Annotated in this window: 21 protein-coding genes and 2 riboswitches; of the genes, 19 read left to right on the forward strand and 2 right to left on the reverse strand. The window is 55.7% G+C overall.

What is annotated here, in order from left to right:
• Positions 1–76 precede the first annotated feature (76 nt).
• The 4 genes from E6W33_RS19110 (at position 77) to E6W33_RS19125 (ending at position 4428) form a co-directional block, all read left to right on the forward strand.
• Positions 77–1264, forward strand: a complete 1188-nt coding sequence (locus E6W33_RS19110) for a uroporphyrinogen decarboxylase family protein (protein WP_136418909.1) — start codon at positions 77–79, stop codon at positions 1262–1264.
• A 93-nt stretch (positions 1265–1357) separates the two neighbouring features.
• Positions 1358–2608: a hypothetical protein gene (locus E6W33_RS19115; RefSeq protein WP_247869699.1), complete on the forward strand. Its 1251-nt coding sequence runs from the start codon at positions 1358–1360 to the stop codon at positions 2606–2608.
• Between the two features lie 69 nt (positions 2609–2677).
• Positions 2678–3661 carry a hydroxyacid dehydrogenase gene (locus E6W33_RS19120; protein ID WP_136418910.1) on the forward strand — a complete coding sequence of 328 codons (984 nt, stop codon included), beginning with the start codon at positions 2678–2680 and terminating at the stop codon, positions 3659–3661.
• Positions 3662–3720: 59 nt separating this feature from the next.
• Positions 3721–4428, forward strand: a complete 708-nt coding sequence (locus tag E6W33_RS19125; RefSeq protein ID WP_136418911.1) for a cytochrome b561 domain-containing protein — start codon at positions 3721–3723, stop codon at positions 4426–4428.
• 1107 nt (positions 4429–5535) lie between these two features.
• On the opposite strand, the gene thrH is transcribed toward E6W33_RS19125, so the two are convergent.
• Together thrH and E6W33_RS19140 are read right to left on the reverse strand one after the other, a co-directional pair.
• The gene (gene thrH, locus E6W33_RS19135) at positions 5536–6144 is read right to left on the reverse strand and encodes a bifunctional phosphoserine phosphatase/homoserine phosphotransferase ThrH (protein WP_136418912.1); all 609 of its coding nucleotides are present in this window, start codon (positions 6142–6144) and stop codon (positions 5536–5538) included.
• A 183-nt stretch (positions 6145–6327) separates the two neighbouring features.
• Positions 6328–6639, reverse strand: a complete 312-nt coding sequence (locus tag E6W33_RS19140; protein WP_136418913.1) for a hypothetical protein — start codon at positions 6637–6639, stop codon at positions 6328–6330.
• A gap of 212 nt (positions 6640–6851) precedes the next feature.
• Positions 6852–7044, forward strand: a riboswitch (cobalamin riboswitch).
• Positions 7045–7487: 443 nt separating this feature from the next.
• Between E6W33_RS19140 and bluB the strand changes: the two genes are divergently transcribed.
• From bluB to E6W33_RS19215, 15 genes are all read left to right on the forward strand, one after another.
• Positions 7488–8258 carry a 5,6-dimethylbenzimidazole synthase gene (gene bluB, locus E6W33_RS19145; protein WP_136418914.1) on the forward strand — a complete coding sequence of 257 codons (771 nt, stop codon included), beginning with the start codon at positions 7488–7490 and terminating at the stop codon, positions 8256–8258.
• 67 nt (positions 8259–8325) lie between these two features.
• A complete protein-coding gene (cobT, locus tag E6W33_RS19150) occupies positions 8326–9357 on the forward strand; it encodes a nicotinate-nucleotide--dimethylbenzimidazole phosphoribosyltransferase (RefSeq protein WP_136418915.1) in 1032 nt (343 codons plus the stop codon).
• A gap of 3 nt (positions 9358–9360) precedes the next feature.
• On the forward strand, positions 9361–10149 hold the full coding sequence (locus E6W33_RS19155) for an adenosylcobinamide-GDP ribazoletransferase (RefSeq protein WP_136418916.1): 789 nt from the start codon (positions 9361–9363) through the stop codon (positions 10147–10149).
• A 3-nt stretch (positions 10150–10152) separates the two neighbouring features.
• Positions 10153–10707: a histidine phosphatase family protein gene (locus tag E6W33_RS19160; RefSeq protein ID WP_136418917.1), complete on the forward strand. Its 555-nt coding sequence runs from the start codon at positions 10153–10155 to the stop codon at positions 10705–10707.
• A gap of 66 nt (positions 10708–10773) precedes the next feature.
• Positions 10774–11014: riboswitch (cobalamin riboswitch) on the forward strand.
• A 137-nt stretch (positions 11015–11151) separates the two neighbouring features.
• On the forward strand, positions 11152–13029 hold the full coding sequence (locus E6W33_RS19165) for a TonB-dependent receptor (RefSeq protein WP_136418918.1): 1878 nt from the start codon (positions 11152–11154) through the stop codon (positions 13027–13029).
• 38 nt (positions 13030–13067) lie between these two features.
• Positions 13068–14087, forward strand: coding sequence for an iron ABC transporter permease (locus tag E6W33_RS19170; protein WP_211097385.1), 1020 nt, complete (start codon positions 13068–13070; stop codon positions 14085–14087).
• Between the two features lie 4 nt (positions 14088–14091).
• Positions 14092–14868 carry an ABC transporter ATP-binding protein gene (locus E6W33_RS19175; RefSeq protein WP_136418919.1) on the forward strand — a complete coding sequence of 259 codons (777 nt, stop codon included), beginning with the start codon at positions 14092–14094 and terminating at the stop codon, positions 14866–14868.
• Entirely contained in the window at positions 14861–15469 is a 609-nt protein-coding gene (cobO, locus tag E6W33_RS19180) for a cob(I)yrinic acid a,c-diamide adenosyltransferase (RefSeq protein WP_136418920.1), read from the forward strand. Before E6W33_RS19175 ends, cobO begins: the two co-directional genes overlap by 8 nt.
• A gap of 2 nt (positions 15470–15471) precedes the next feature.
• On the forward strand, positions 15472–16770 hold the full coding sequence (locus E6W33_RS19185) for a cobyrinate a,c-diamide synthase (RefSeq protein ID WP_136418921.1): 1299 nt from the start codon (positions 15472–15474) through the stop codon (positions 16768–16770).
• On the forward strand, positions 16767–17324 hold the full coding sequence (cobU, locus tag E6W33_RS19190; protein WP_136418922.1) for a bifunctional adenosylcobinamide kinase/adenosylcobinamide-phosphate guanylyltransferase: 558 nt from the start codon (positions 16767–16769) through the stop codon (positions 17322–17324). The genes E6W33_RS19185 and cobU overlap by 4 nt, the downstream gene beginning before the upstream one ends.
• Positions 17318–18262, forward strand: a complete 945-nt coding sequence (cbiB, locus tag E6W33_RS19195) for an adenosylcobinamide-phosphate synthase CbiB (protein WP_136418923.1) — start codon at positions 17318–17320, stop codon at positions 18260–18262. Before cobU ends, cbiB begins: the two co-directional genes overlap by 7 nt.
• A complete protein-coding gene (gene cobD, locus E6W33_RS19200) occupies positions 18255–19253 on the forward strand; it encodes a threonine-phosphate decarboxylase CobD (RefSeq protein ID WP_136418924.1) in 999 nt (332 codons plus the stop codon). Before cbiB ends, cobD begins: the two co-directional genes overlap by 8 nt.
• Complete coding sequence (locus E6W33_RS19205; RefSeq protein WP_136418925.1) at positions 19253–20131, forward strand: cobalamin-binding protein; 879 nt, start codon at positions 19253–19255, stop codon at positions 20129–20131. Before cobD ends, E6W33_RS19205 begins: the two co-directional genes overlap by 1 nt.
• A gap of 3 nt (positions 20132–20134) precedes the next feature.
• Positions 20135–20929 carry an ABC transporter substrate-binding protein gene (locus E6W33_RS19210; protein WP_136418926.1) on the forward strand — a complete coding sequence of 265 codons (795 nt, stop codon included), beginning with the start codon at positions 20135–20137 and terminating at the stop codon, positions 20927–20929.
• Positions 20926–22410 (forward strand): cobyric acid synthase, encoded by a 1485-nt coding sequence (locus E6W33_RS19215; protein WP_136418927.1) that lies wholly within the window; start codon positions 20926–20928, stop codon positions 22408–22410. Before E6W33_RS19210 ends, E6W33_RS19215 begins: the two co-directional genes overlap by 4 nt.
• Positions 22411–22897: the final 487 nt, after the last annotated feature.

Genomic DNA, 22897 nt, shown 5'->3' on the forward strand with positions numbered 1-22897 from the left:
ATTCTGATGAGCGAAGAATGAGCGCCGGGCCCGTAATAACCGTTTAATCCTGATTACCGCACCAAGTGAGTAAAGAATGACACCACGAGAAATATTCAAAACGGCAATGAATCACCAGCAGCCGGAACGTATGCTTGTTGATATGGGCAAGCATATCGGCTCAATCCATAAAAGGGCATACCCCGGGATCCGCGAGTACCTCGGAAATGTTCCGATGAAAAACGAACGTTTGATTCTCGATCGCATGGCACAAACAGTGGTGCCGGATGAGGAGTTATTGCAGCGCTTCGGCGTTGACTTCCGCTGGGTCGTTCCACACTACGTTCAAGTAAAAGAGCGTGAGGATGTCGACGGTTACATTGACATGTGGGGCGTCCCCTATCGTGCAACCGCCGACAAGGACCACTTCGCGGTTGACGGCGCGCCGTTGAAGAAGGCCACCCTTAAGGATATCGACAAATTCCAGTGGCCGCAGGTCGATGACCCTAAGCAATTTGAAGGGCTTGGCGTGCGAGCAAAGCATTTGTTCGAAAACACCGGCTATGTGATTGGTGCTGATGCGATCAAGGCTGGTCCGTTAATGACAGCGCTGCAAATGCGTGGTTACGAGCAGTTTTTCATGGATCTCGTAATTGATACTGACTTTGCTGATGCGTTGCTCGAGCGGATTACCTGGACCTTGAAGGAAATGTGGACCAGATATATGCGAGACGTCGGCCCATACGTGCAGATTGCCTATGTGACCGATGACCTGGGCACGCAAACGTCAATGCTCATGTCGCCCCAGTTGTTCCGTGAGCGAATCAAGCCATGGATGACACAGCTGCATAACCACATCAAAAGCCTTGCTGACGTCAAGCTAATGATGCACACAGATGGCGCAGTCTTGCCTGTCATTGAGGACATCATCGAGATGAACGTGGATATCCTTAACCCGGTGCAAACGTCGACAAAAGGTATGGAAGATACCGCAAATTTGAAAGAGCGTTTTGGTGATCGCCTTTCATTTCACGGCGCAATCGACGTCCAGCAATTGTTGCCGAATGCGTCTTATGACGAGCTTCGCTGGGAAGTCGCAAAACGAATTCATGACCTCGGGCGTAATGGCGGCTACATCATCGCGCCTTGCCACAACATTAGCCATGACACGCCGCCGGAAAACGTGGTTGCGCTGTTCGACCTGGTCAAGGAGTTCGGTCAATATCCACTCAATCTAGACGCCGAAATTGCCAAGAACAATTCGTATTTTGCGCGATTCAAGTAATTAATCAGCGGTGCGCATACTTACTGCCTCGTCGGCTTAATTGTACTGCCGCACCAGAAAAAACTACCAAATGCAATTTTGAAGGGGGCTTTTATGTCAATGCTTGAGCGTCTGAAGCCAGACTATGCACGTAACATGCGAATCGTTGGACACTCCGACCAAGGGGGGCGCAGCGATGGTGTGCAGGTGATGGTGAGCGGCGGTTATGCGTATATCGGTCACGTCTTCTCCGGTGGCTTCTCCGTGGTGGACGTGCGTGATCCGGCAAACCCAAAGTTCGTACAGCATGTTCCCCAGCCGGCCGGGACGTGGAGCCAGCATTTGCAGACGAATGGCGACCTGCTTCTTGTGGTCAACATGAAAGACATGCTGCGTGATGAAAACGTTAACGCTGGCCAGTATTATTCCGGCTCCATAGCGGGCAAGGTAGATGTCTCCGCTTCCAATCGCGGTTACTCAGCTGGTATGCGAGTTTTCGACATTAAGGACCGCGCAAACCCGCGTGAAATCGGTTTCATGCCGTTAGATGGTCTAGGTGTGCATCGCATCTGGTACGAGGGTGGAAGATGGGCCTACGTGTCGGCGTTGCCTCCGGGATTTACAGACGATATTTTTATTGTCGTCGACATGGCAGATCCGACGAATCCCGTTCCGGTAAGTCGTCTATGGTTGCCGGGCATGAATACTGCCGCTGGCGAGACACCGAGCTGGGATCCCAAGTATCGCTACGCGCTGCATCACGCCATTATCAAAGGAGACCTCGCATGCGGGGCATGGCGTGACGGTGGTATGACGACCATCGATATCAGCGACCGGTATAACCCGAAGCTGCTTGCGCACCGAAACTTCGCGCCGCCTTTCGCCGGCGGGACGCACAACACGCTACCGTTAATCGACAGAGGTCTTCTTGTCGTTGTCGAAGAGGCCGTGTTCGATAACTGCGAGGATGGCATTAAGCGCAACTGGGTTTTTGATATCCGAAACCCAGCCAATCCTATCAGTATTTCGACCCTGCCGATTCCTGGCGAGATTGACTATGCGACGAAGGGCGGCCAATTTGGGCCGCACAACATACACGAGAACCGGGCAGAGAGTTTCCAAAGTTCCGAGATACTTTTTGTCACCTATCAGAACGCGGGCTTGCGTGTCTATGACATTCGCGATCCGTTCCGGCCGCAAGAGATTGCCGCGCTTGTGCCGCCAGCGCCAACCAAAATGATGGACTATCGTCCAAACCGGCCCAAAGTTATCGATACCACCGATGTATTTGTTGACGAAAAAGGACTGATCTATTGCACAGACTCCAATGCAGGGCTCTACATCCTTGAGATGGACAAGTTGTAATAAGTCGATGGTTTTTTTGACGGCGCGCTAGCCTGCAGCGCCAGTGCGTCATCCCGTACAAGGTATTGCATGAATACACAGATAAAGACAGTGCTCGTAGTTGGGCAGATCCATCCTGCGGGCATGGAGGTACTCCAAGCAAATGCAAGCTTGAAGATTGAGGTGATCTCGGATCCCGGCGCCGCCATCCCGGTAAGTAGTGTCGAGGCGGCGGACGCGGTGCTGATCCGTTATGGTGTCATGACGGAGGCGCATATCGCTAACGCCACCAAGCTCCGAGTTGTTTCACGCCATGGCGTAGGCTGTGACAATCTGCCCGTGGACGCACTCTCTGAGCGCAACATTCCCGTCACCGTCGTTGGGCCAGTCAACGCCGTTTCGGTTGCCGAGCAGGCAATGGCCATGATGTTGGCACTTTCGAAGAAATTGGTCGGATACGACCAGTCCGTGCGCAAGGGGGCATGGGGAATCCGTGACAGCCTGGCCGCTACCGAGCTTTCTGGCAAGACGCTGTTGCTCCTTGGCTTTGGGCGTATTGGGCGAGAGGTGGCAAAACGTGCACGCGCGTTTGATATGAACGTCTTGGTCTTTGACCCCATGATTTCCGCCGAGCGTGCTGCGGCAGAAGGCGTCGTTAAGGTCGAGGACTGGCGTGGCGAACTCGGGCGAGTCGATGTTCTGAGTCTGCATTTGCCGCTGACGAAGGAAACCCGCGGTATTGTCAACGACGAGGTTCTCGGCGCAATGAGGGCAACTGCGATTATCTTGAATACCGCACGCGGAGGTTTGATTGACGAGCACGCGTTGCACCGGGCGCTGACAGGACGTATGGCGTTTGGGGGCGCAGGTATCGATACATTCGAAAAAGAGCCGCCGACGCTGGATCACCCATTTATGGCTTTGCCGAATGTAATTCTCAGCCCGCATAGTGCCGCGCTCACCGAAGAGGCGGCCAAGAGAATGGGAATGGTTGCGGCTCAAAACGTGGTTGCAGGACTGGAGAACCGTCTCAATCCCGATCTGATATTCAATCGCCACGCACTCAAGATGTAGTCAATATAGGCGCGCCTATACCGCACGGAGCCGCTGATGAAGAACGAAGAGTCGTCAAGATGAAAACCCAGATACCTACTGAAGTTTACTTAGCCTTCCTCGGAAGAACCATTGATATTCACTGGGATAGGCACGCTATCCTGATGCTAACAGCCTGGTTCGTACTGGTGCCTGCTGGCGTAATTGCCATTCGATTCTTCAAGCCGTTGCCAGCGCCCTATGGAATTGCAAGAGGAACTGGACGCTTCGATCGCAATCTGCTTTGGTGGACGATTCATTGGACGTTTCTCTATACGGCGATCGCGCTGTCACTTGCAGGTATGACGGTGGCACTCGTTGTTAGCAAGGGCTTCAGTGGCTCGCTGCATGCGGTATTCGGGGTTGCTACTGTTATTTTTGGCTGCATACAGATTGTGTCCGCTTGGCTTCGAGGTACGCATGGCGGCAAGCACGGTGCTCATTCCGATCCGTCGGATCAGTCCACATGGCATGGCGATCACTACGATATGACGCCGAGGAGGCGGTGGTTCGAGGCCTATCACAAAACTGGCGGTTATTTTACCTTGGCCATGGCGATCGCAACGGCAACAACAGGCTTACAGCAGCTGTGGATAGATGCAGTTGCATTTTTCATCGTCGCAATATTGGGTGCACTGCTGGTGGTTGCGGTCGTTCTCGAGGGGTTGGGATACCGGCAGGATACGTATCGCTCGGTGTACGGCAACCATCCTGATCATCCGTTCAATAAAGCGCGCGAGCATCTTTAACTTTCATGCATGCCAGGTAAGTGCGATGCTTTTGAGCGGCTAATCAAAAGACGCATGCTAATCAAAAAACGCATATCACCAGGCACAGTGCATATCATTTATTCCGGGTTGAATCATCGTGTCCTCACTGTTGCAGGTTGAAACTGGGGTGGCTCCTAGTGAGCTAATACCTTCTGCTCCGTTACAAATGGCTCTTCCAAGGATGGCGCTCATTCCAATAAATGAAGATCGCGTGTTTCTAAGGGGGTTAAGGACTGAGGCGCTTATCGGAGTCTACGCTCATGAGCGCCAAGCACCTCAGCCACTCGTAGTAGATCTCGAAATCGGACTGGCTAACTTTCGAAGCTGCTTTAGTGACGATCTTGCGGATGCAGTAGATTACGACAAGGTGGCAGAAATGGTCCATAGCATAGCGGGCGAGAGCAGAACGCAGTTGCTGGAAGCCTTGGCGCAACGAATCGCGTCTGCAGTTCTCGCCAATTTTGATGCTAAATGGGTCCAGGTTGATATCGTTAAACCCGCTGTCATATCTGAGGCCAAGGTTGTGGGCGTGTCAATCAAACGTGCACGATCGCACCCTCGCCGAGAGATACGCTGATAGTGTGACGTCGATGTTAATAGATTGTCTTAACGGTACACCTAAAATCGTGCCGGATTATTCGACTTATTCAAGATGCTGCCGGTATCCGTAATCATCTGGAATAACACTATTAAATCGTACACTTTGCCACTACTTGGACACTGGTGAACGCCCATCGGGATTCCATATTCATGCGCTTGCGCTTGGGCGACGTATTTCATCGTCGAACCAGCGGTCCAATTGCGTCAGCGCAGTAGCGGTTCCGCGCGGTCCTGAACGTACACGTAATCGCGTGTAAACGTCGTCTCGAACAACTTCGCAATTCCATCCGATTCCGTACTGTGCACCGGCGCAAATCCGAGAGAGTGATCAAAGGCGATGATTTTTCTAGCCGTGTAGCAGTTGCGATTATCCGTCAACTGTTGAAAGCCACTTTTTAGGTCATATCGCACACGTTTGACCCTCCGCCGGAAAAGCAGGCAGACAAGACAAACGCACGTGCCAAGCTCGATCGTCGTCCGCTGAAATCAGTTTTTCGCGGACGCTTCATCAATCGCATTAAGCAGTTGATTGTAGCTACGCTTTACGCGGAACTGAGGAAAGTCTGCAATTACATTAGCTGGCGGACAAAAAAAGATGCCGGTATGCGCTTCGCTTAGCATGCTAATGTCGTTATAGGAGTCGCCGACCGCAATAGTGTTGAAGTTGAGTGTATTAAAAGCCGCGACTGAGGCGCGCTTATGATCCGGTATGCGTAAGTGATAGTCGGCTATATACCCGCTTGCGTTCACCTCAAGGTGATGGCAAAAAAGTGTCGGCCAATCGAGCTGAGCCATTAAAGGCGAGGCAAACTCATAAAACGTATCAGATAGGATGACTACTTGCATTCGTTTTCTTAACTCATTCAAGAATTCTCTGGCGCCAGGGATTGGACACATACCGCCTATAACGTTTTGAATATCGGAGAGCCCAAGTCGGTGCCGATTTAGGATCTCCGTGCGTTCGCGCATCAGCTTGTCATAATTCGGTTCATCTCTTGTCGTTTTCGACAGTTCGGGAATCTGTGTTCGTTGGGAGAACTCGATCCAGATTTCTGGCACGAGTACGCCTTCGAGATCAAGGCAGACTATTTGCATCGATTACCTGTAAGTATTGATATGTTTGGTAGGAAGGAAAATGCGGTGCATCGCACGATGATCAGAAGTGGCGCCGTTCGTTAAGACAGTTTCCGGCGAGAGATAAGTGGAATCTTTTGCGGATTAGTCTGCACGCATAGAAGTGGCAGCGAATGGAAGTAGACATCATCCGGCGTCTTGGCGTCAAGACTGAAATGCAGATGCTCTCATTATAAAAGTCGAAGTTCCTAGCCAGTGACTGGTGGCCTGGGTGCCGGTGTCATAGGCGCGCAAATAGATATTTTTGAATTTCACCGATTTCCATAGCTGCTCAACGAACACATTGTTGCGCCAGCAGCCCTTGCCATCCATGCTGAACCGAATACTATTTTCCTGCAGCAGTCCAGTGCAGGTGATGCTGGTGAACTGGCTTCCTTGACCGGTATTGAAGATATCGGGCGCGCCATATTTGACGACCGCTTCGTTGACCGCATCGATGCAGATATCGGCCGCCACGGTATTCGGCGATCGGCATGCCAGCCAGAGCTATCGAACCGACTGCGTAGATCTGATTGCATCGCTAGCGTTTCCTTGGGCCTTCTTCTTCAGCTCGCCATGAGCGGAGCGTTGAGGGCCAATGTTCAACTAAGCTGGTGGAGATCTTCTCGCGATCTAAATTAATTCAAGTTGTAGGCGTGTAAAGCTTGACGCTGTTATATCTGCAAACTATGATTCCACGAGATGTCAGCATCCAGGAACACGGTGAAATTCCGTGGCGGGCCCGCCGCTGTAATCGGGGACGGATGCCGCAAGACCATAATTTTTATGATCAGCCACTGTCGAGATTTAACTCGACGGGAAGGCGCGGCAAATCCGGTTGATCCGAGAGCCAGAAGACCTGCTGAAATCGAACACAAGTAATGAAGCCAATGGCAAGGGTTTCACCGCTACGCATGGTCGCGTCGCGGTGAGACCCTTTTTCTTTTTCGGACTTGAAAGGAACATTCTCATGACAATCAAACCCTTCCGGCTAAACAAAAGCCAAATCCAGGCTGCCTAAGAACCTGCGTGCTAATCCCACCGGTTTGCGGCTTTTCCCAATTGTGCAATTCACCACTTCTGCTGTTCATCTTTACCGGCTGAAGCGCACGGGCCGAATAGCGGCATGACTAGAGTCAGCGCCATTTGCAGCCCTTACGAGAATCAGGTGCGTGATGGATTGCGATCGGTTGCGGATAGCGACGCAAACAACTTTCTATGAGATGGGTAAAGCCAGGGAACCGAAACCACATTCGATGCGATCTTGCCGTAGCGCGGCGCGAGTGTCGGTTGCTAATGACGTATTAAAAAATTATAGGAGTGCCATGAAGACAGCATCAATGCCTGCAATTCAGGATGTGCACGCGTTCACTGCGGAAGCGCGTGAAGCAATTTATACAGCGATCTTTTCGCGGCGCGACGTGCGCGGCCAATTTCTGCCGGACCGCGTTTCTGATGAGGTGCTTAGCCGGATATTAACTGCCGCGCACTTCGCGCCGTCAGTTGGCTTTATGCAGCCTTGGAATTTTCTCCTCGTGCAGTCCGATGCGGTCAAGCGCCAGGTCCATGACGCGTTTGCGGTGGCACATGCCGAAGCAGCCGACATGTTTGACGGAGACAAACGCAACGTCTACAGGACGTTAAAGCTGGAAGGCATTTTGGAAGCACCGATAGGAATTTGCATCACTTGTGACCGAGAGCGTACCGGGCCAGTGGTGGTCGGCCGCACGCACATGAAGACCATGGATCTGTACAGTAGTGTCTGTGCCGTACAGAACCTATGGTTGGCCGCTCGCACCGAGGGAGTAGGGGTTGGCTGGGTGAGCATCTTCAACCAATCTGAGTTGCAGCAAGCTTTAGGTATTCCCGAGCGGATTGTCCCCATCGCCTATCTATGTGTCGGTTATGTGAGTCATTTCTATTCCAGGCCGGAATTGGAAACGGGCGGTTGGTTGCCGCGACTACCAATCGAAGATCTCGTATATTTCGATCAATGGGGCAACAGTGACAACACGCACCCGCTGATTGACCACCTACGCCGAGACCAGGTTGCCGCGCAGGAGTGCCGTACGCCGGCATCGATGCAACCAGCATAGTAGAAAAAACACCCATCACGATTACTGACATAAAAAGGGCATAGCCATTACGGCATGGATACGATAAATGCATATACCTCATATTGAAACAACAATGAATTCAGCGCTTTCGGCGCTTCTTGACACAGCTATCAACAGCAAAACCAAACCGATTGGTAGTTTGGGCATGTTGGAGATACTCGCTAAACAAATCGGCTTGATTCAGAAAACAACCCGACCAAGGCTTGATCGGCCGGCAATTTTTGTATTTGCTGGCGACCATGGTGTCGTCGCCGAAAACATATCGGTTTTTCCGCAAAGCGTCACTTGGCAGATGGTTGAAAACTTTCTGGCCAAGGGTGCAGCCATCAACGTTTTTTCACGACACAGTCAGTGTGCGTTACATGTCGTCGATGCGGGTGTTAATTATGACTTTGGTGATCGTGTCGGACTAATTAACCGGAAGGTTGCCCATGGTACTCGCAATTTTGCAGTCGAGCCCGCCATGAGCCGGGACGAATGCAAGCGGGCGATTGAGCATGGCATGGCTCTGGTTGACACGCTGGAAGGCAACGTGCTGGGGTTCGGCGAAATGGGAATCGGCAATACCACGGCCGCTGCGGCCATTATGCATAAATTAACTGGTGTGCCGGTAATCAATTGCGTTGGTGCTGGAACCGGTCTCTCTGACGACGGCATATTGCGCAAGCGTAATGTTGTTGAGCAAGCCGTCCAACGTCATGGGGCGGACGACCCGTTGGACATCTTGGCGACCTTTGGCGGGTTTGAAATTGCGATGATGGCTGGTGCTATGTTCGCCGCAGCCGAGAGACGCATGGTATTGCTAATCGATGGTTTTATCGTGACGAGTGCCTTGTTGGTGGCTGCACGCTTGCAGCCGGCCATTCTTGACTACTGCGTGTTTTCCCATTGTTCTGACGAGAGCGGGCACCGGCGCATGCTGGACCATTTTCACGCGCAGCCGCTGCTGCATCTTGGTTTGCGGCTAGGCGAGGGGAGCGGATGTGCCCTGGCCTTGCCGCTAGTTCATGCGGCAACGAATTTTCTTTGTGACATGGCTACTTTCGACTCGGCGCAGGTCAGTGAAATGGTGGACTAAGACATGCAATGCCTACTTGCCCGCAGTTTGCACCAACTTCGCCTGCTCTTCATTGCGCTGCAATTTTTTACACGATTGCCGGTCCCGCGCTGGGTAGGCTTTGAACAGGAGTGGTTGCATCATGCGAGTCGCTATTTCACCGCCGTTGGCATCATCGTCGGGGCGATCGTCGCAACGGTATATGCGGTGGCGAGTTGGATGTTGCCGCAAGTCGTTGCCGTACTCTTGTCGACCGCCGCAGGCATCTATCTGACCGGTGCGTTTCACGAGGACGGATTTGCCGATACCTGCGATGGACTGGGTGGTGGTGTGAACAAGGCGCGTGTGCTGGAAATTATGGTCGATTCACGTATCGGCGCTTACGGCGCCATCGGAATCGGCCTGTTGCTAGCGCTAAAGGTCGCAGCGCTTGCCAGCCTGCCATCGCATGCGGTGGCGGCAGTGCTGCTGGCTGCGCATCCGCTTTCACGGTTGGCATCGGTGGCTTTGATCTGGCGACTCGAGTATGTGAAGGTGGAGGGAAAGGCAAAGCCGCTTGCACAGGAAATTTCGACGGCAGAACTCGTTATTGCTGTAGCGGCTGTTGTGCTGCTACTTGCGGCGTTGCTGTTTGCCGAGGCGATAAGCTGGCGAGCAATTGTTGCAGGTGCTATGGCGTCGACAATCACTGCGATGTGGATGGCTCGGAAGATTGTGCAGCGTATTGGAGGATATACCGGTGATTGTCTCGGCGCAGTGCAGCAGATGGCCGAGGTCACGTTTTATGTTGCGGTTCTTGCTGTGGCACATTAGGTCATGCGACTTTTTCTAATTCGGCATGCACGGCCGGACGTCACGGATGGAATCTGCTACGGCAGAACCGACCTGCCGGTGCGTCCGGAGGAGCACAGGACAGTATTGACGCAATTGATGCAGGCATTACCAAGGCGTGTGCCGATTTTTTCCAGTCCATTAAAGCGTTGCAGTGAATTGGCAGCACTGTTGGTCGAACCGCTTGGATCGAAGGCTGTTATTCATGATACCCGCCTTGCTGAAATGGATTTCGGCGCATGGGAAATGCGCGCGTGGACTGACATTCCACGTGCGGAAATCGATGCATGGGCCGCCGGTTTGCATTCGTATCGGCCAGGTGGCGGAGAATCTGTGTTGGGCGTGGCATACCGTGTACGACAGTTACTGAATGAACTGCAAGCGCAGCAGCCTGATAGTGTGATCGTTGTCTGCCATGCCGGGACCATTCGCGTATTGTTGGCTTGCCTGTCTCATTCGACACTGATGGATGTCGCGAGAGCGGCAGCGCAAGTCCCGCATTCGATCGGGTATGGCGAATTGATCGCACTCGATTGTTGAGCAGTGAAACACTTAATATGAGCGAAAAAATTCGCATTTAGTGTTGTCGCCTTTTACTTCAAGCCTTATACTTTATCAAGTTTTGGTGCCCGCGCGCATGTCCATGCGTGCAGTTAAACGGGAAACACGACGCGTTTCATCACGCTAACGTGTGCTGCCCCCGCAACGGTAAACAAGCGTCATCGAGAATCTGTTGTAACGATTCTCGATGACAGACGGTCTGTCTCAGCCACTGTGCGATTCGCATGGGAAGGTCGACCGCTTAGCCTTGTTAGCCCGGATACCGGCCAGAACAGGTGGAAGTGTACGAACGGGGATCTTCGCAGCGCGAGTGGGATGATGGCATATCCCATTTTTCGATTGTTATATCCAGTCTGAACGCTTTTGTTTCATCCAGCCTGCGGGGAAGCAGGCCGGTTGTAAATTCATTGGATATTCTTCTTAATGGCATCACCCATTTTCCGGCGTGTTCAGGCGGTCGGCCAACCGCTTGCGATAGCCGTCGTCGCTCCCACAGTATTCGTCGTTTCCGCATTCGCTCAGGAAAAAACGCTTGAACCCGTTGTCGTTACGGCGTCGCGCACCCAGCAAATTGCGAAAGAGGTTCTTGCGGATCACATCACCATTACCAGTGAAGAGATCGTGAAATCCGGTCACACGTCGCTTGTCGATCTGCTGCAGCGTCAGCGCGGCATTGAAATTACGCGCAATGGCGGACCAGGAACTCAATCCGCGGTATTCATGCGCGGCACTGACTCCCGCCAGAACATTGTGCTCGTGGATGGCGTGCGCGTTGGTTCCTCGACCAGCGGCGGTGCAAGCTGGAATGCGATTCCACTATCGCAGATCGAGCGTGTCGAAATCGTGTATGGGCCGCTTAGTACCATGTATGGTGCAGACGCCGTCGGCGGCGTCGTACAGATTTTTACCAAGCAGGGGGACGGTCCCACGGCACTTTCCGCTTCTGCAGGCGCAGGCAGTTTTGGCGCGCGCAGTCTGGACGCCGGCGTATCTGGCGAGAGCGGAGGTTTTCGTTATGCAATTCGCGCGGCCCATGAGCGCTCGGACGATTTTTCCGCGACCAAAAAGGGGGCGTCCGGATTCAACCCTGACAAGGACGGCCATGACAGTACCAGCGCGAGCGGCCAATTCGGACTACGGCTAGCCAAGGGGCATGAAGTTGGCGTGAACTTCTTGCATAACAAACTCGAGTCGCAATATGACCAGAGCGCCCGCTTTGATGATCGTACGCGGCAGAAGCTGGCTACTTACGGTGTCTACCTGAAGAACCAGATCTCATCGCGCTGGAACAGTCATCTGCAGGTTGCACAATCGCAGGACGAGGGCGCATTTACTACCGCGCCAAGCGCGTCCAGCGCAACCGGACTGAGCCACTTCAATACAACGCAAAAGCATATCAGCTGGCTGAATAACATTAGCATAGACAGGGACCTGCTCCAAGTAATGGCCGAACAGCGCAAGGAAGACGTGGAATCTTCCAATGCCGCATTGAACGGCACTCGCACCACAGATTCGGTGGCGGCGGCGTATCAACTGCGGCGCGGACGGCATCTTGCCGCTGTCAGTATTCGTAACGACGACAATTCGCAATTCGGTAGCCATAGGACTGGGAATGCATCGTATGGGTATCGATTGACTAACGCGTGGCGGGCCAACATTGGTATTGGAACCAGCTTCCGTGCACCTAACTTTAACGAGTTGTATTTCCCGGGTTACGGCATTTCGTCGAACAAGCCTGAGAAGGGCAGGAGCGCGGAAATCGGCTTGTATTACGAAGACGGCAAGGTGCAATACAGCGCAGTTTATTACCGCAATCGTCTAGCCGATCTCATCATCAATACGCCGACCTGTCCAATCGAACAAGCGAGTCATCCCTTTGGTTGTGCGTATAACGTGAACAAGGCGCTGCTGTCAGGGTTGTCACTTGGTGCAAGTACGGTGCTAGATAAGTTCACGATCCGCGGATCGCTCGATTTGCAGGATCCGAAGGATGAAACCACAGGGCGTCAGCTTGTGCGGCGCGCAAAGACGCACGGCACGCTCGGTGTCGACTATTCGGCAGGTGCGCTCAGTAGCGGCGGAGAAGTCGTTTTTTCCGGCAGGCGCTTCGATGATGCAAACAATCGAGTCATTCTTGGTGGCTACGGCATCGTCAATCTCTACGCCAATTATGACTTTGCGGAGAACTGGACCTTGTTTGGCCGCTGGAACAATGTCCTTGATAAAAAGTATGAGCAGGTCAGGTACTACAACACCGCCGAGTCGAATTTATTCGTCGGCGTGCGCTACGCCATGAAGTAAGAAGCAGGAGCCCAGACGTGCATACTCGAGTCATTGCAGTGCCATCGTTTCATGAGAGCCGCCGCGCCGCCACCGTCCTGTCGGTACTGGCGATCCTGTCATGCGCGACCGTCCTTTTTGCCTGCCGTGTCGGCTCGGTGGGGTTGTCAACATCCGAACTGCTTGCGGCATTGGGGGAGATCGCGCGCGGCGAGCCGACGTCCTTGGCGGCAACCCTGTTGCAATTGCGGCTCGGGCGTGCGCTGTCGGCATTCGTCACTGGAGCAACCCTTGCGCTGGCTGGTGTAATGATGCAGGCGTTGCTGCGCAATCCTCTGGCCGACCCTTACGTGCTCGGCGTGTCGGGCGGAGCCGCCGTCGGTGCTCTGTCAGCCATGCTGCTTTTCACTGCGGCATGGCTGATTGATATTGCGGCGTTTGGTGGTGCCATTGCCGTTGCTTCTCTCTTGCTGTTGTTGGCGTATCGTGACCTGCACGGAAGTGGGAAGTCCGACGGTGGTGCGCCGATGCTATTGCTGACCGGCGTGATCGTCGCCTCTGGCTGCGGCGCACTCGTCACGTTGATGTTGTCGATTGCGCCGGACAATCGCCTGCGCGGAATGGTGTTCTGGCTGATCGGTGATCTGTCAGCCACACAAGTGCGCTGGCTACCGTGGATAATTCTGCTCGCTGCGCTCAGTTTTTCAGTTAGTGTCGCACGAGCCGTCAATGTGATGGCTATGCACGCGGAGGCGGCCGCAACGTTAGGCATCAGTGTTGGTCGATTGCGGCAAGGGCTGTTTCTTTGTTCCGCGTTACTAACTGCAAGTGCCGTCAGCACTGCCGGCAGCATTGGCTTCGTCGGTTTGATTGTGCCGCATGCCTGCCGTTTCGCGTGGGGTCCGGATCACCGGCTTTTGCTACCCGCAGCGACCTTGGTTGGTGGCGCTTTTCTCGTCTTCGCAGACACCTTGGCACGAACCATCCTGGCGCCACAGCAGTTGCCAGTGGGTGTGATTACTGCACTGATCGGTGTGCCAGCGTTCTTGTTTCAGCTACATCATATTCACAGGAAGTGAGAAGATGCAGACGCGCGACCTGTCCTTGCGAATCGGCACCCGGCAATTGATCAATAGATTGAACTGGAACATCGAACCGGGTGAGTTCTGGTGCGTCATTGGGCGCAATGGTGCTGGAAAAAGTACGTTGCTGCGCACACTCGCCAGCATGCGGAAGGCTGATGGTGGCGGAGTCTGCGTGAGTGGACGGGCCTTGACGGAGTGGCCGCTAGCTGCACTGGCGCGCGAGCGCGCCTATTTGCAGCAGGGACGCAACGATGCCTTCGGCTATCGCGCGATCGAGACGGTGCTCGCGGCCCGCCATCCCTATCAGGACAATAGCTACTGGGACGTCGACGCGGATTATCAGATTGCAATGGCGGCGCTGCGCCAGCTTGATGTGGCTCATCTTGCCGAGCGCGATGTGCGTACGTTGTCCGGCGGCGAACGCCAGCGTGTCGCGATCGCCGCGATATTGGCGCAGGACTCTTCTTTGCTGCTGTTGGACGAACCGGCCGGCGCGCTCGACCTTGCCCATCAGGTGAGCGTGATGGAGCTGCTGGCACGCTTGTGCCGCACCCGGAACAAGGCCGTGGTGATGGTCGGCCACGACCTCAATCTTGCACATAGTGTCGCTACCCATGCCTTGTTGCTCATGGGCGACGGGCAATGGCAGGCCGGGCCGGTTGCCGAGGTAATGAACGCATCGCTGCTGAGCCGCTGCCTCGGTTATCCGATCGAAACCCTACAGCACGGCAAGCGTGTGCTATTTATCCCCGCGGAAGAACACAATTATGTCTGAAAACGACTTCAATGAACGGCATCGCGTCCGCATGCAGCGAAAGAAGGAACTCATCGATCAAAAAATCGCGTCCGCCAAAACCGATGCGGGCGTGCTGCTGATTAATACGGGCAACGGCAAAGGAAAAAGCTCAAGTGCCTTTGGCATGGCAATCCGTGCTCTTGGCCACGGCATGAAAGTCGGTGTTGTGCAATTCATCAAGGGCGCACAATCGACGGGCGAGGAAATGTTCCTGCAGCGCTTTCCCGATGAAGTCAGCTTCCATGCGATGGGAGAAGGCTTCACATGGGAAACGCAGAGCCGCGAGCGGGATATTGCAGCGGCGGAGCGCGCATGGGAACGCGCCAAAGTCTTTTTGTCCGATCCGGCGATCGGCTTCGTCGTTTTGGACGAATTGAACATCGCGCTGAAGTATCGCTATCTGGATATTGAACAAGTCATTGCCGACCTGAAGGCGCGTCCGCCCATGCAGCATGTCGTCGTCACCGGGCGTGCGGCGCCACCCGAATTGATCGCGATTGCCGACACCGTAACGGAGATGCAACCGGTCAAGCATGCGTTTGCTGCCGGGATTGCCGCCCAACCCGGTGTCGAGTGGTAATCATGGCAAGCGCACAAGTTGTGTTGATATCCGCGATTGCTTCTGGACAGGGTAAGACGACCGTAACGGCCGCCCTCGCGCGCAAGCTGTGCCGGCAGGGGCAGCGTGTTCGCGTATTCAAGACCGGTCCTGATTTTCTTGATCCGATGGTGTTGCAGCGGGTATGTGGCTCGCCAGTGCAGACGCTGGATTTATGGATGGTCGGCCTCGACCATTGCCGTCAACTGCTTGCCGAGGCGGCAACAGAAGCCGATGTCATCCTGATTGAGGGCGTGATGGGCTTGTACGACGGCACGCCGTCTTCTGCGGACCTGGCCAGACAGTTCGGCGTGCCGCTGCTGGCGGTGATCGATGCGAGCGCAATGGCGCAAACAGCCGGGGCGGTCGTACTCGGTTTGCGCGATTACGGGCCGGTGGATCTTGCCGGTGTCATCGCCAACCGTGTCGGCAGCGCTCGCCACGCGCAAATGATTGCGGAGTCGATGCGCGGCATACCGCTGTTTGGCACTTTGCCGCGCCAGCAACAGTCGCTGCCGGAGCGGCACCTGGGCCTGGTGCTGCCGGATGAGGTCGATACCATCGATAGCGTGCTTGATCAACTGGCAGAACAACTCGACCTCGATGCAGGCGCATGGGAGCGCATGCAGCCAAACGGCTTCGATCCGATTCGAGCCGACCAGAATAATGCCGATGAATTAAAAGGCAAGACCATCGCAATTGCTCGCGATGCCGCATTTGCGTTCCTGTATCCCGCCAATCTCGATTGCCTCCATGCGCTTGGTGCCCGAACGGTCTTCTTTTCTCCACTTGCAGATGAAGCCGTGCCAATCGAGGCGGACGCGGTATACCTGCCGGGCGGTTATCCGGAATTGCACGCAGAGGCTTTGGCGAGCGCAGTACGCTGGCAGCAATCGATGCATCAAGTGCATAGCGAGCACATCCCCATTCTCGCCGAGTGCGGAGGAATGATGGCGCTGGCCGAAAGCATCACCGACACACAGGGAACAAGCTGGCCGATGGCCGGATTGCTACCGGGGCAGGTGATCATGCAGACGCGCCTTGCCGCGCTCGGTCCGCACGCATGGCAGACCTCGGCGGGGGAGTTGCGCGGGCATGCCTTCCATTATTCGCGCCTGGAATCGGATGCGGTGCCCGCCGCGCACACCACGAAATATCCGACGGGTGAGGTAGGTGAACCGATCTACCGGACCGGTTCGCTGACCGCATCGTACTTTCATGCCTACTTCCCATCCTGCCCTCAAGCAGTAGCGAAGTTGTTCCGGACCGGAGGTGGCCAATGACGCGCACCTTGATCGTCGGCGGTGCCCGCTCGGGCAAAAGTGCTTATGCGGAGCAGCTTGCGACGCAATCCGGTAAGAGCGTGGTCTATATTGCCACCGCGGCGGCACGAGACAGTGAAATGGAGAAGCGCATTGCCGTGCATCGCTCGCGGCGCGATACTGCTTGGGCGACGATCGAGGAACAGCTGGCACTGGGTGACGCGATCGCACGCGCCAGCACGTCCGACTCGCTTGTCCTCGTGGATTGCCTGACCGTCTGGCTTTCCAATCTTCTGTTTTCCGAACGCATGGATTACCCGGAAGTTGGCGAGATCGTGCCTCCGGTCGCATTCACCGAACAGCGCGCCCATTTTCTCGATGCGCTTGAACAGGCAGCGGGTGACGTCATCCTGGTGTCGAACGAAGTCGGACTGGGCATCGTGCCGCAAGGCGCGATTTCACGCTGGTTTGTCGACGAGGCGGGGCGTTTGAATCAGGCAGTGGCGGCGCGTTGCGAGCACGCGGTATTTGTCGCGGCCGGCTTGCCGCTTGTGCTGAAGGGGGCGTTGTGCTGAGCAGTCTTAGTCTTTCCATGCTGGCGCTGCTGATGGCAGCTGGCGTTGCACTGGACAGGCTGCTGGGCGAGCCGATGCGCTGGCATCCTCTGGTCGGCTTCGGCAATGTTGCAAAGACGGTGGAGCGACGACTCAATCGCGGCTCGCTGCGTTATGCGCGCGGCGTGTTCGCATGGTCTGTCGTTGTATTGCCGCTGGTTGCGCTTGCCTGGTGGTTGATCGATGTCAGCGGACACCTCGGCATGGTCATGCATGCGGTGCTGCTGTATTTCTGCATCGGGTTGCGCAGCCTGCGTGACCACATGCTGCCGATCGGGCAGGCGCTGTTGAACTGCGACCTGCCGCTTGCACGTTCGCTCACTGCCCGCATTGTCAGCCGCGATACCGAGCGTGCTGCGGAACCGGACCTGGCGAAAGCAGCGGTCGAATCCACGCTTGAAAACGGCAACGATGCGGTATTCGGCGCGCTGTTCTGGTTCGTCGTGGCCGGCGGGCCAGGTGCATTGCTGTTTCGCCTTGCCAACACGCTTGATGCGATGTGGGGCTACCGCTCCGAGCGCTTCCTCGCATTTGGCTGGGCGGCGGCGCGCATCGACGATGTCCTGAACTGGATTCCGGCAAGGCTCACCGCGCTGTCCTACACGTTGCTTGGCGATGGACGCAGCGCATGGCATTGCTGGAGAACACAGGCACCGGCGTGGCCGAGTCCCAATGCCGGCCCCGTGATGTCCGCAGGCGCCGGTGCGCTCGGTCTGGTGCTCGGCGGCGAGGCGCAATACGACGGCGTGATGGAAGCCCGACCGCCGCTCGGCATGGGGCGCACGGCGGCGGCCGACGACATTCGCCACGCATGGCATCTGGTGGCGAAAACGGCGGTGCTATGGATCGTCCTGCTTGCCGTCACTGCATTTGTTATTGAAAGGATCACGCATGCTTGAGCACGGTGGCAACCTGCGCGATGCAGCCGCAGGCTTCAACCGGCCTCTGGCGCAGTGGCTCGATCTGTCGACCGGGATCAATCCCCGGCACTATCCGGTCCCGCCTCTGGCGCCAAACGCTTGGCACCGCCTGCCCGAAGCGAGCGCGGAACTGGTCGAAGCGGCTCAGGCCTGCTATGACGCGCCACGCATGTTGCCGGTAGCGGGCACGCAGGCTGTCATTCAGGCATTGCCGCGACTGCGGCCGCGCGCGCAGGTAATCGTCGCCGCGCCGTCGTATGCGGAGCACGCGTACTGCTGGACGCAAGCCGGTCACGCCGTGCGAGAAATTCCGTACGACAGGCTAGCACGCAACATCGAAGAGGCTGATGTGGTGGTGGTATGCAATCCCAACAATCCTACCGGCGAAAGAATCGCACCGCAGGTATTGCTTGGTTGGGCGGAATCGCTTGCCGCACGTGGCGGTTGGCTGATCGTCGATGAAGCGTTTGCCGATACCACGCCGGAAATCAGTGTGGTCCGCTGGACTGACAGGCCAGGCTTGATCGTATTTCGTTCAGTCGGCAAGTTTTTCGGGCTGGCAGGATTGCGCCTTGGCTTTGTGGCGGCACATGAGCGACTGCTATTGGAACTCGCCGAATACCTGGGACCATGGAGCGTGTGCGGGCCGGCGCAGGATATCGGTGATGCGGCGCTGCGCGATACGCAATGGCAACAGGCGACCCGCAAGCAGTTGGTGCATGACGGTGAGCGCTTGCACCACCTCCTGGCGGCATACGGCATTCATGCCTCCGGCACGGCGCTTTTCCAGTGGTGGCCAGAACCGCAACCGGAAGTGTTCAAGGAACACATGGCCCGAAATGGCATCTGGGTACGGCTGTTTCCAGACAAGGCGCGTGGCATTCGTCTTGGGCTGCCGGGTAATGAGACGGACTGGCAGCGCTTGCAGGAAGCGCTTGCAGCCTGGACCTCGCAGAAAGGGTCGAAGTGATGTTCCGCTATTTAATCGCTGCGCTGTGCCTGATCTCGTTGCATGCCATTGCTGCCATCAAGGTTCAGGACGATGCGGGCGACACCGTTGTTCTCGCCAAGCCAGCTCAACGCGTGGTGTCGCTTGCCCCGCATGTCACCGAACTGCTGTTTGCCGCAGGCGGCGCTGATCGCGTTGTCGGCACGGTGAACTATAGCGACTACCCGCCAGCAGCACGCAATATTCCTCGCGTTGGGGACAACCGGAACGTAGATATCGAGCGTCTGCTCGCGCTCAAGCCGGATCTGCTTGTGGTATGGCGGCACAACGCTTCCCAGCGTCAAATGGAACAGCTTCGAAAGCTCGGCATTCCGCTGTATTACAGCGAATCGCACACGTTAGATGACATTCCCGAAGCCGTCTCTCGCTTGGGGCAGTTGCTCGGCACCGAGCTGCAGGCGAAGCAAAACGCGTCGGATCTCAGGCGGCAGATTGACAGTCTCGTTGCACGCTATCGCCATCGCCCGGCGGTGCGTGTGTTTTATCAAGTGTGGGACAAGCCGCTGTATACCCTCAATGAGCAGCACATTGTCAGTGACGCCATCCGTATTTGTGGTGGCGAAAACGTATTTGGTCGCCTGTCGAATACCGCACCAAGTATCACGCCGGAAGCCGTTCTTCAGGAAAACCCAGAGGTGATAGTCAGCGGAGATCGTAAGGGCCAGGCTGTTAGCGGTGTCGATATGTGGAAACGCTATCCGAGCTTACTGGCGGTGAGCCGTGGCAATTTATTTGCGATCAGCGACGACTTGATGAACCGATCTGGCCCACGCATTATCGAAGGCGCAACGGAGTTGTGCGAACGCCTGGAAGAGGCAAGAAAACGCAGGAGGAAATGATCTATGAGTTATCGCCGCATTGCCTGTCTAAGTACGGAAGCCGTCGAGACGTTATATGCGCTCGGCGCGGAAGACCTGGTCGCCGGCGTCTCCGGTTTTACTACGCGGCCCTCCCGTGCCCGCACTGAAAAGCCCAAGATCAGCGGCTTTTCTTCATCGCGCCTCGAACGCATTCTGGCCGTCGATCCGGATCTCGTCGTTGGATTTTCCGACATGCAGGCCGACATTTGCCGCGAACTGGCTGGCGTTGGCGTTGAAGTGCATCTGTTCAACCAGCGCAGCGTCGCAGGCATTCTGCATATGGTGCGCGTGCTCGCCGCTCTGGTCGATAAGCAGCGTGAAGGCGAAAAGCTCGTCGGTCAATTGCAGCAGACAATAGATGCGGTACGCGAACAGAGCGAGCAATGGACGATCCGCCCGAAAGTGTATTTCGAGGAATGGAACGATCCGCTCATGAGCGGCATCGGCTGGGTTTCGGAAATGATCTACATCGCCGGAGGAATCGACGCATTCGAAGAATTAGCCGCATACCCGAAGGCGAAGCAACGCATCATCGCCGATGCTGCGGAAGTGGTTCGACGTGCGCCGGACATCATTATCGCCTCCTGGTGCGGCAAGAAATTCCGTTCTGATTCCCTGGCATCCAGGTCCGATTGGGGAAATATTCCTGCAGTGAGGACGGGGATGGTGTTTGAGATCAAGTCGCCCGACATCCTTTCACCCGGTCCGGCAGCGATTAACGAAGGGCTGGTCCAGATCGCAGCGATGGTTCGCCGCTGGCAGGAGCAACACGCATGAATTTCCCGTTCCAGACATTGATGGTGCAAGGCACGACCTCGGATGCCGGCAAGAGCACGGTGGTCGCCGCGTTGTGCCGCCTGCTTGCGCGGGAAGGTGTTCGCGTCGCACCTTTCAAGCCGCAGAACATGGCACTTAATAGCGCGGTCACCCTGGATGGCGGCGAGATTGGCCGTGCTCAGGCCTTGCAGGCACAAGCAGCGGGGGTCGCTCCGCACACTGACATGAATCCGGTCTTGCTAAAGCCGTCTAGCGACACTGGCGCACAGGTGATCGTCCACGGCAAGGTACGCGCCAACATGGACGCACGTGACTATCATCAGTACAAGACCGTCGCGATGGACGCCGTGCTGACGTCTTACCACCGTCTACAGCAAGGATATGAATGCGTAATTGTCGAAGGCGCTGGCAGTCCCGCAGAGATTAATCTGCGTGATCGCGATATCGCCAACATGGGCTTTGCCGAAGCGGTTGATTGTCCGGTGGTACTCGTCGCCGACATTGATCGCGGTGGGGTGTTCGCCCATTTTGTCGGCACACTGGCCTGCCTGTCGGAAAGCGAACGTAATCGTATCGTCGGTTTTGTCATTAACCGCTTTCGCGGTGATATCAGTCTGCTGAAGCCCGGGATCGACTGGCTGGAACAACAGACCAGCAAACCGGTGTTAGCTGTATTACCTTATCTGCACGGACTCTTCCTTGACGCCGAGGATGCCATCCAATCGGCACAGAATACGCAAGGCCACTTCAAGATAGTTGTACCAGCGCTGCCACGCATCAGCAACCATACCGACTTTGATGCGCTACGTGCTCATCCTGCTGTCGATATGCGCTTCGTCGGTCCAGGACAAGCGATTCCGCCAGCCGACCTGATCATCCTGCCGGGCAGCAAGAACACCAGAGGTGATCTCGCCTGGCTAATGGCGCAAGAATGGCCGGATGCCATCCGCAAGCATCTGCGTTATGGGGGGAAAGTGATCGGCATTTGCGGCGGTTACCAAATGCTGGGAAAGACGGTTGCAGATCCGTATGGGGTAGAGGGAAAGCCAGGCGTTTCGGCCGCACTCGGATTGCTTGATATCGATACCGAGCTCAGCTACGAAAAGCGTCTGGCACAAGTCAGGGGGTGCTGCGCGTTTGCCGAGGATGCGGCCGTCACCGGTTACGAAATTCACATGGGCCGCTCGCATGGAAAGGACACGACCACACCTGCCTTCTTGATCGGCGGGCGGCCAGAAGGCGCTCGTTCTACCGACGGACAGGTCCTCGGCACCTATCTACACGGGCTGTTCGACACGCCTCAGGCGCTATCGGCTCTGTTGGGCTGGGCAGGTCTCACAGACACCGTGGTGATCGATTTTCCGGCGCTGCGCGAGCAAAGCATCAACCGTGTGGCAGATGCTTCAAAACCCCTGCTAAATGGGCTGCGCTGGTTCGGAGCGCGCACTTCGGCCAGCCTTACGAAGGATCACAATTACTAAGCTTACGATTGTCTTTACGGAATAGACCGGTGACGCATTGCTCGGACTGATCTCTCGATTTTTATCTTTGTGCGCGCTGCTGATGATCGTCTTGCTCGTTTTTGACTTCCAACCATGCGTCGATACCGTGGGCCCGGAAAGTCGTGCAAGCATGGATGAACGCCAGATACGTGCATGAGACAAGACGGACGCAGATCCAACTTGCTGCCGCAAGTACAACCGAGGAGCGTATTGACCAAGCCGTATGGACAAGTAGGGTGGCGACTTACGGCATTAAGAGCAGCCTCGTCGAGTATGAAACGAATTCGGGCGACGCTCCAAGCATCACCTCGATCGTCTGTCCCGCCAGGCCGGGTTGGCCCGGCACTCCTCGCTCGGCGCTCACTGCCCGACACCGTCAGGTGACGCACTTAGAACCTATCCGTAAATTATGTTGACCTTCATCGGCACCTTACGAAACACGATGATGGCTGCAGCCAAATGGTTT

It is taken from the genome of Herbaspirillum sp. ST 5-3, assembly GCF_004804275.1.
Classification (GTDB): Bacteria; Pseudomonadota; Gammaproteobacteria; order Burkholderiales; family Burkholderiaceae_D; genus Noviherbaspirillum.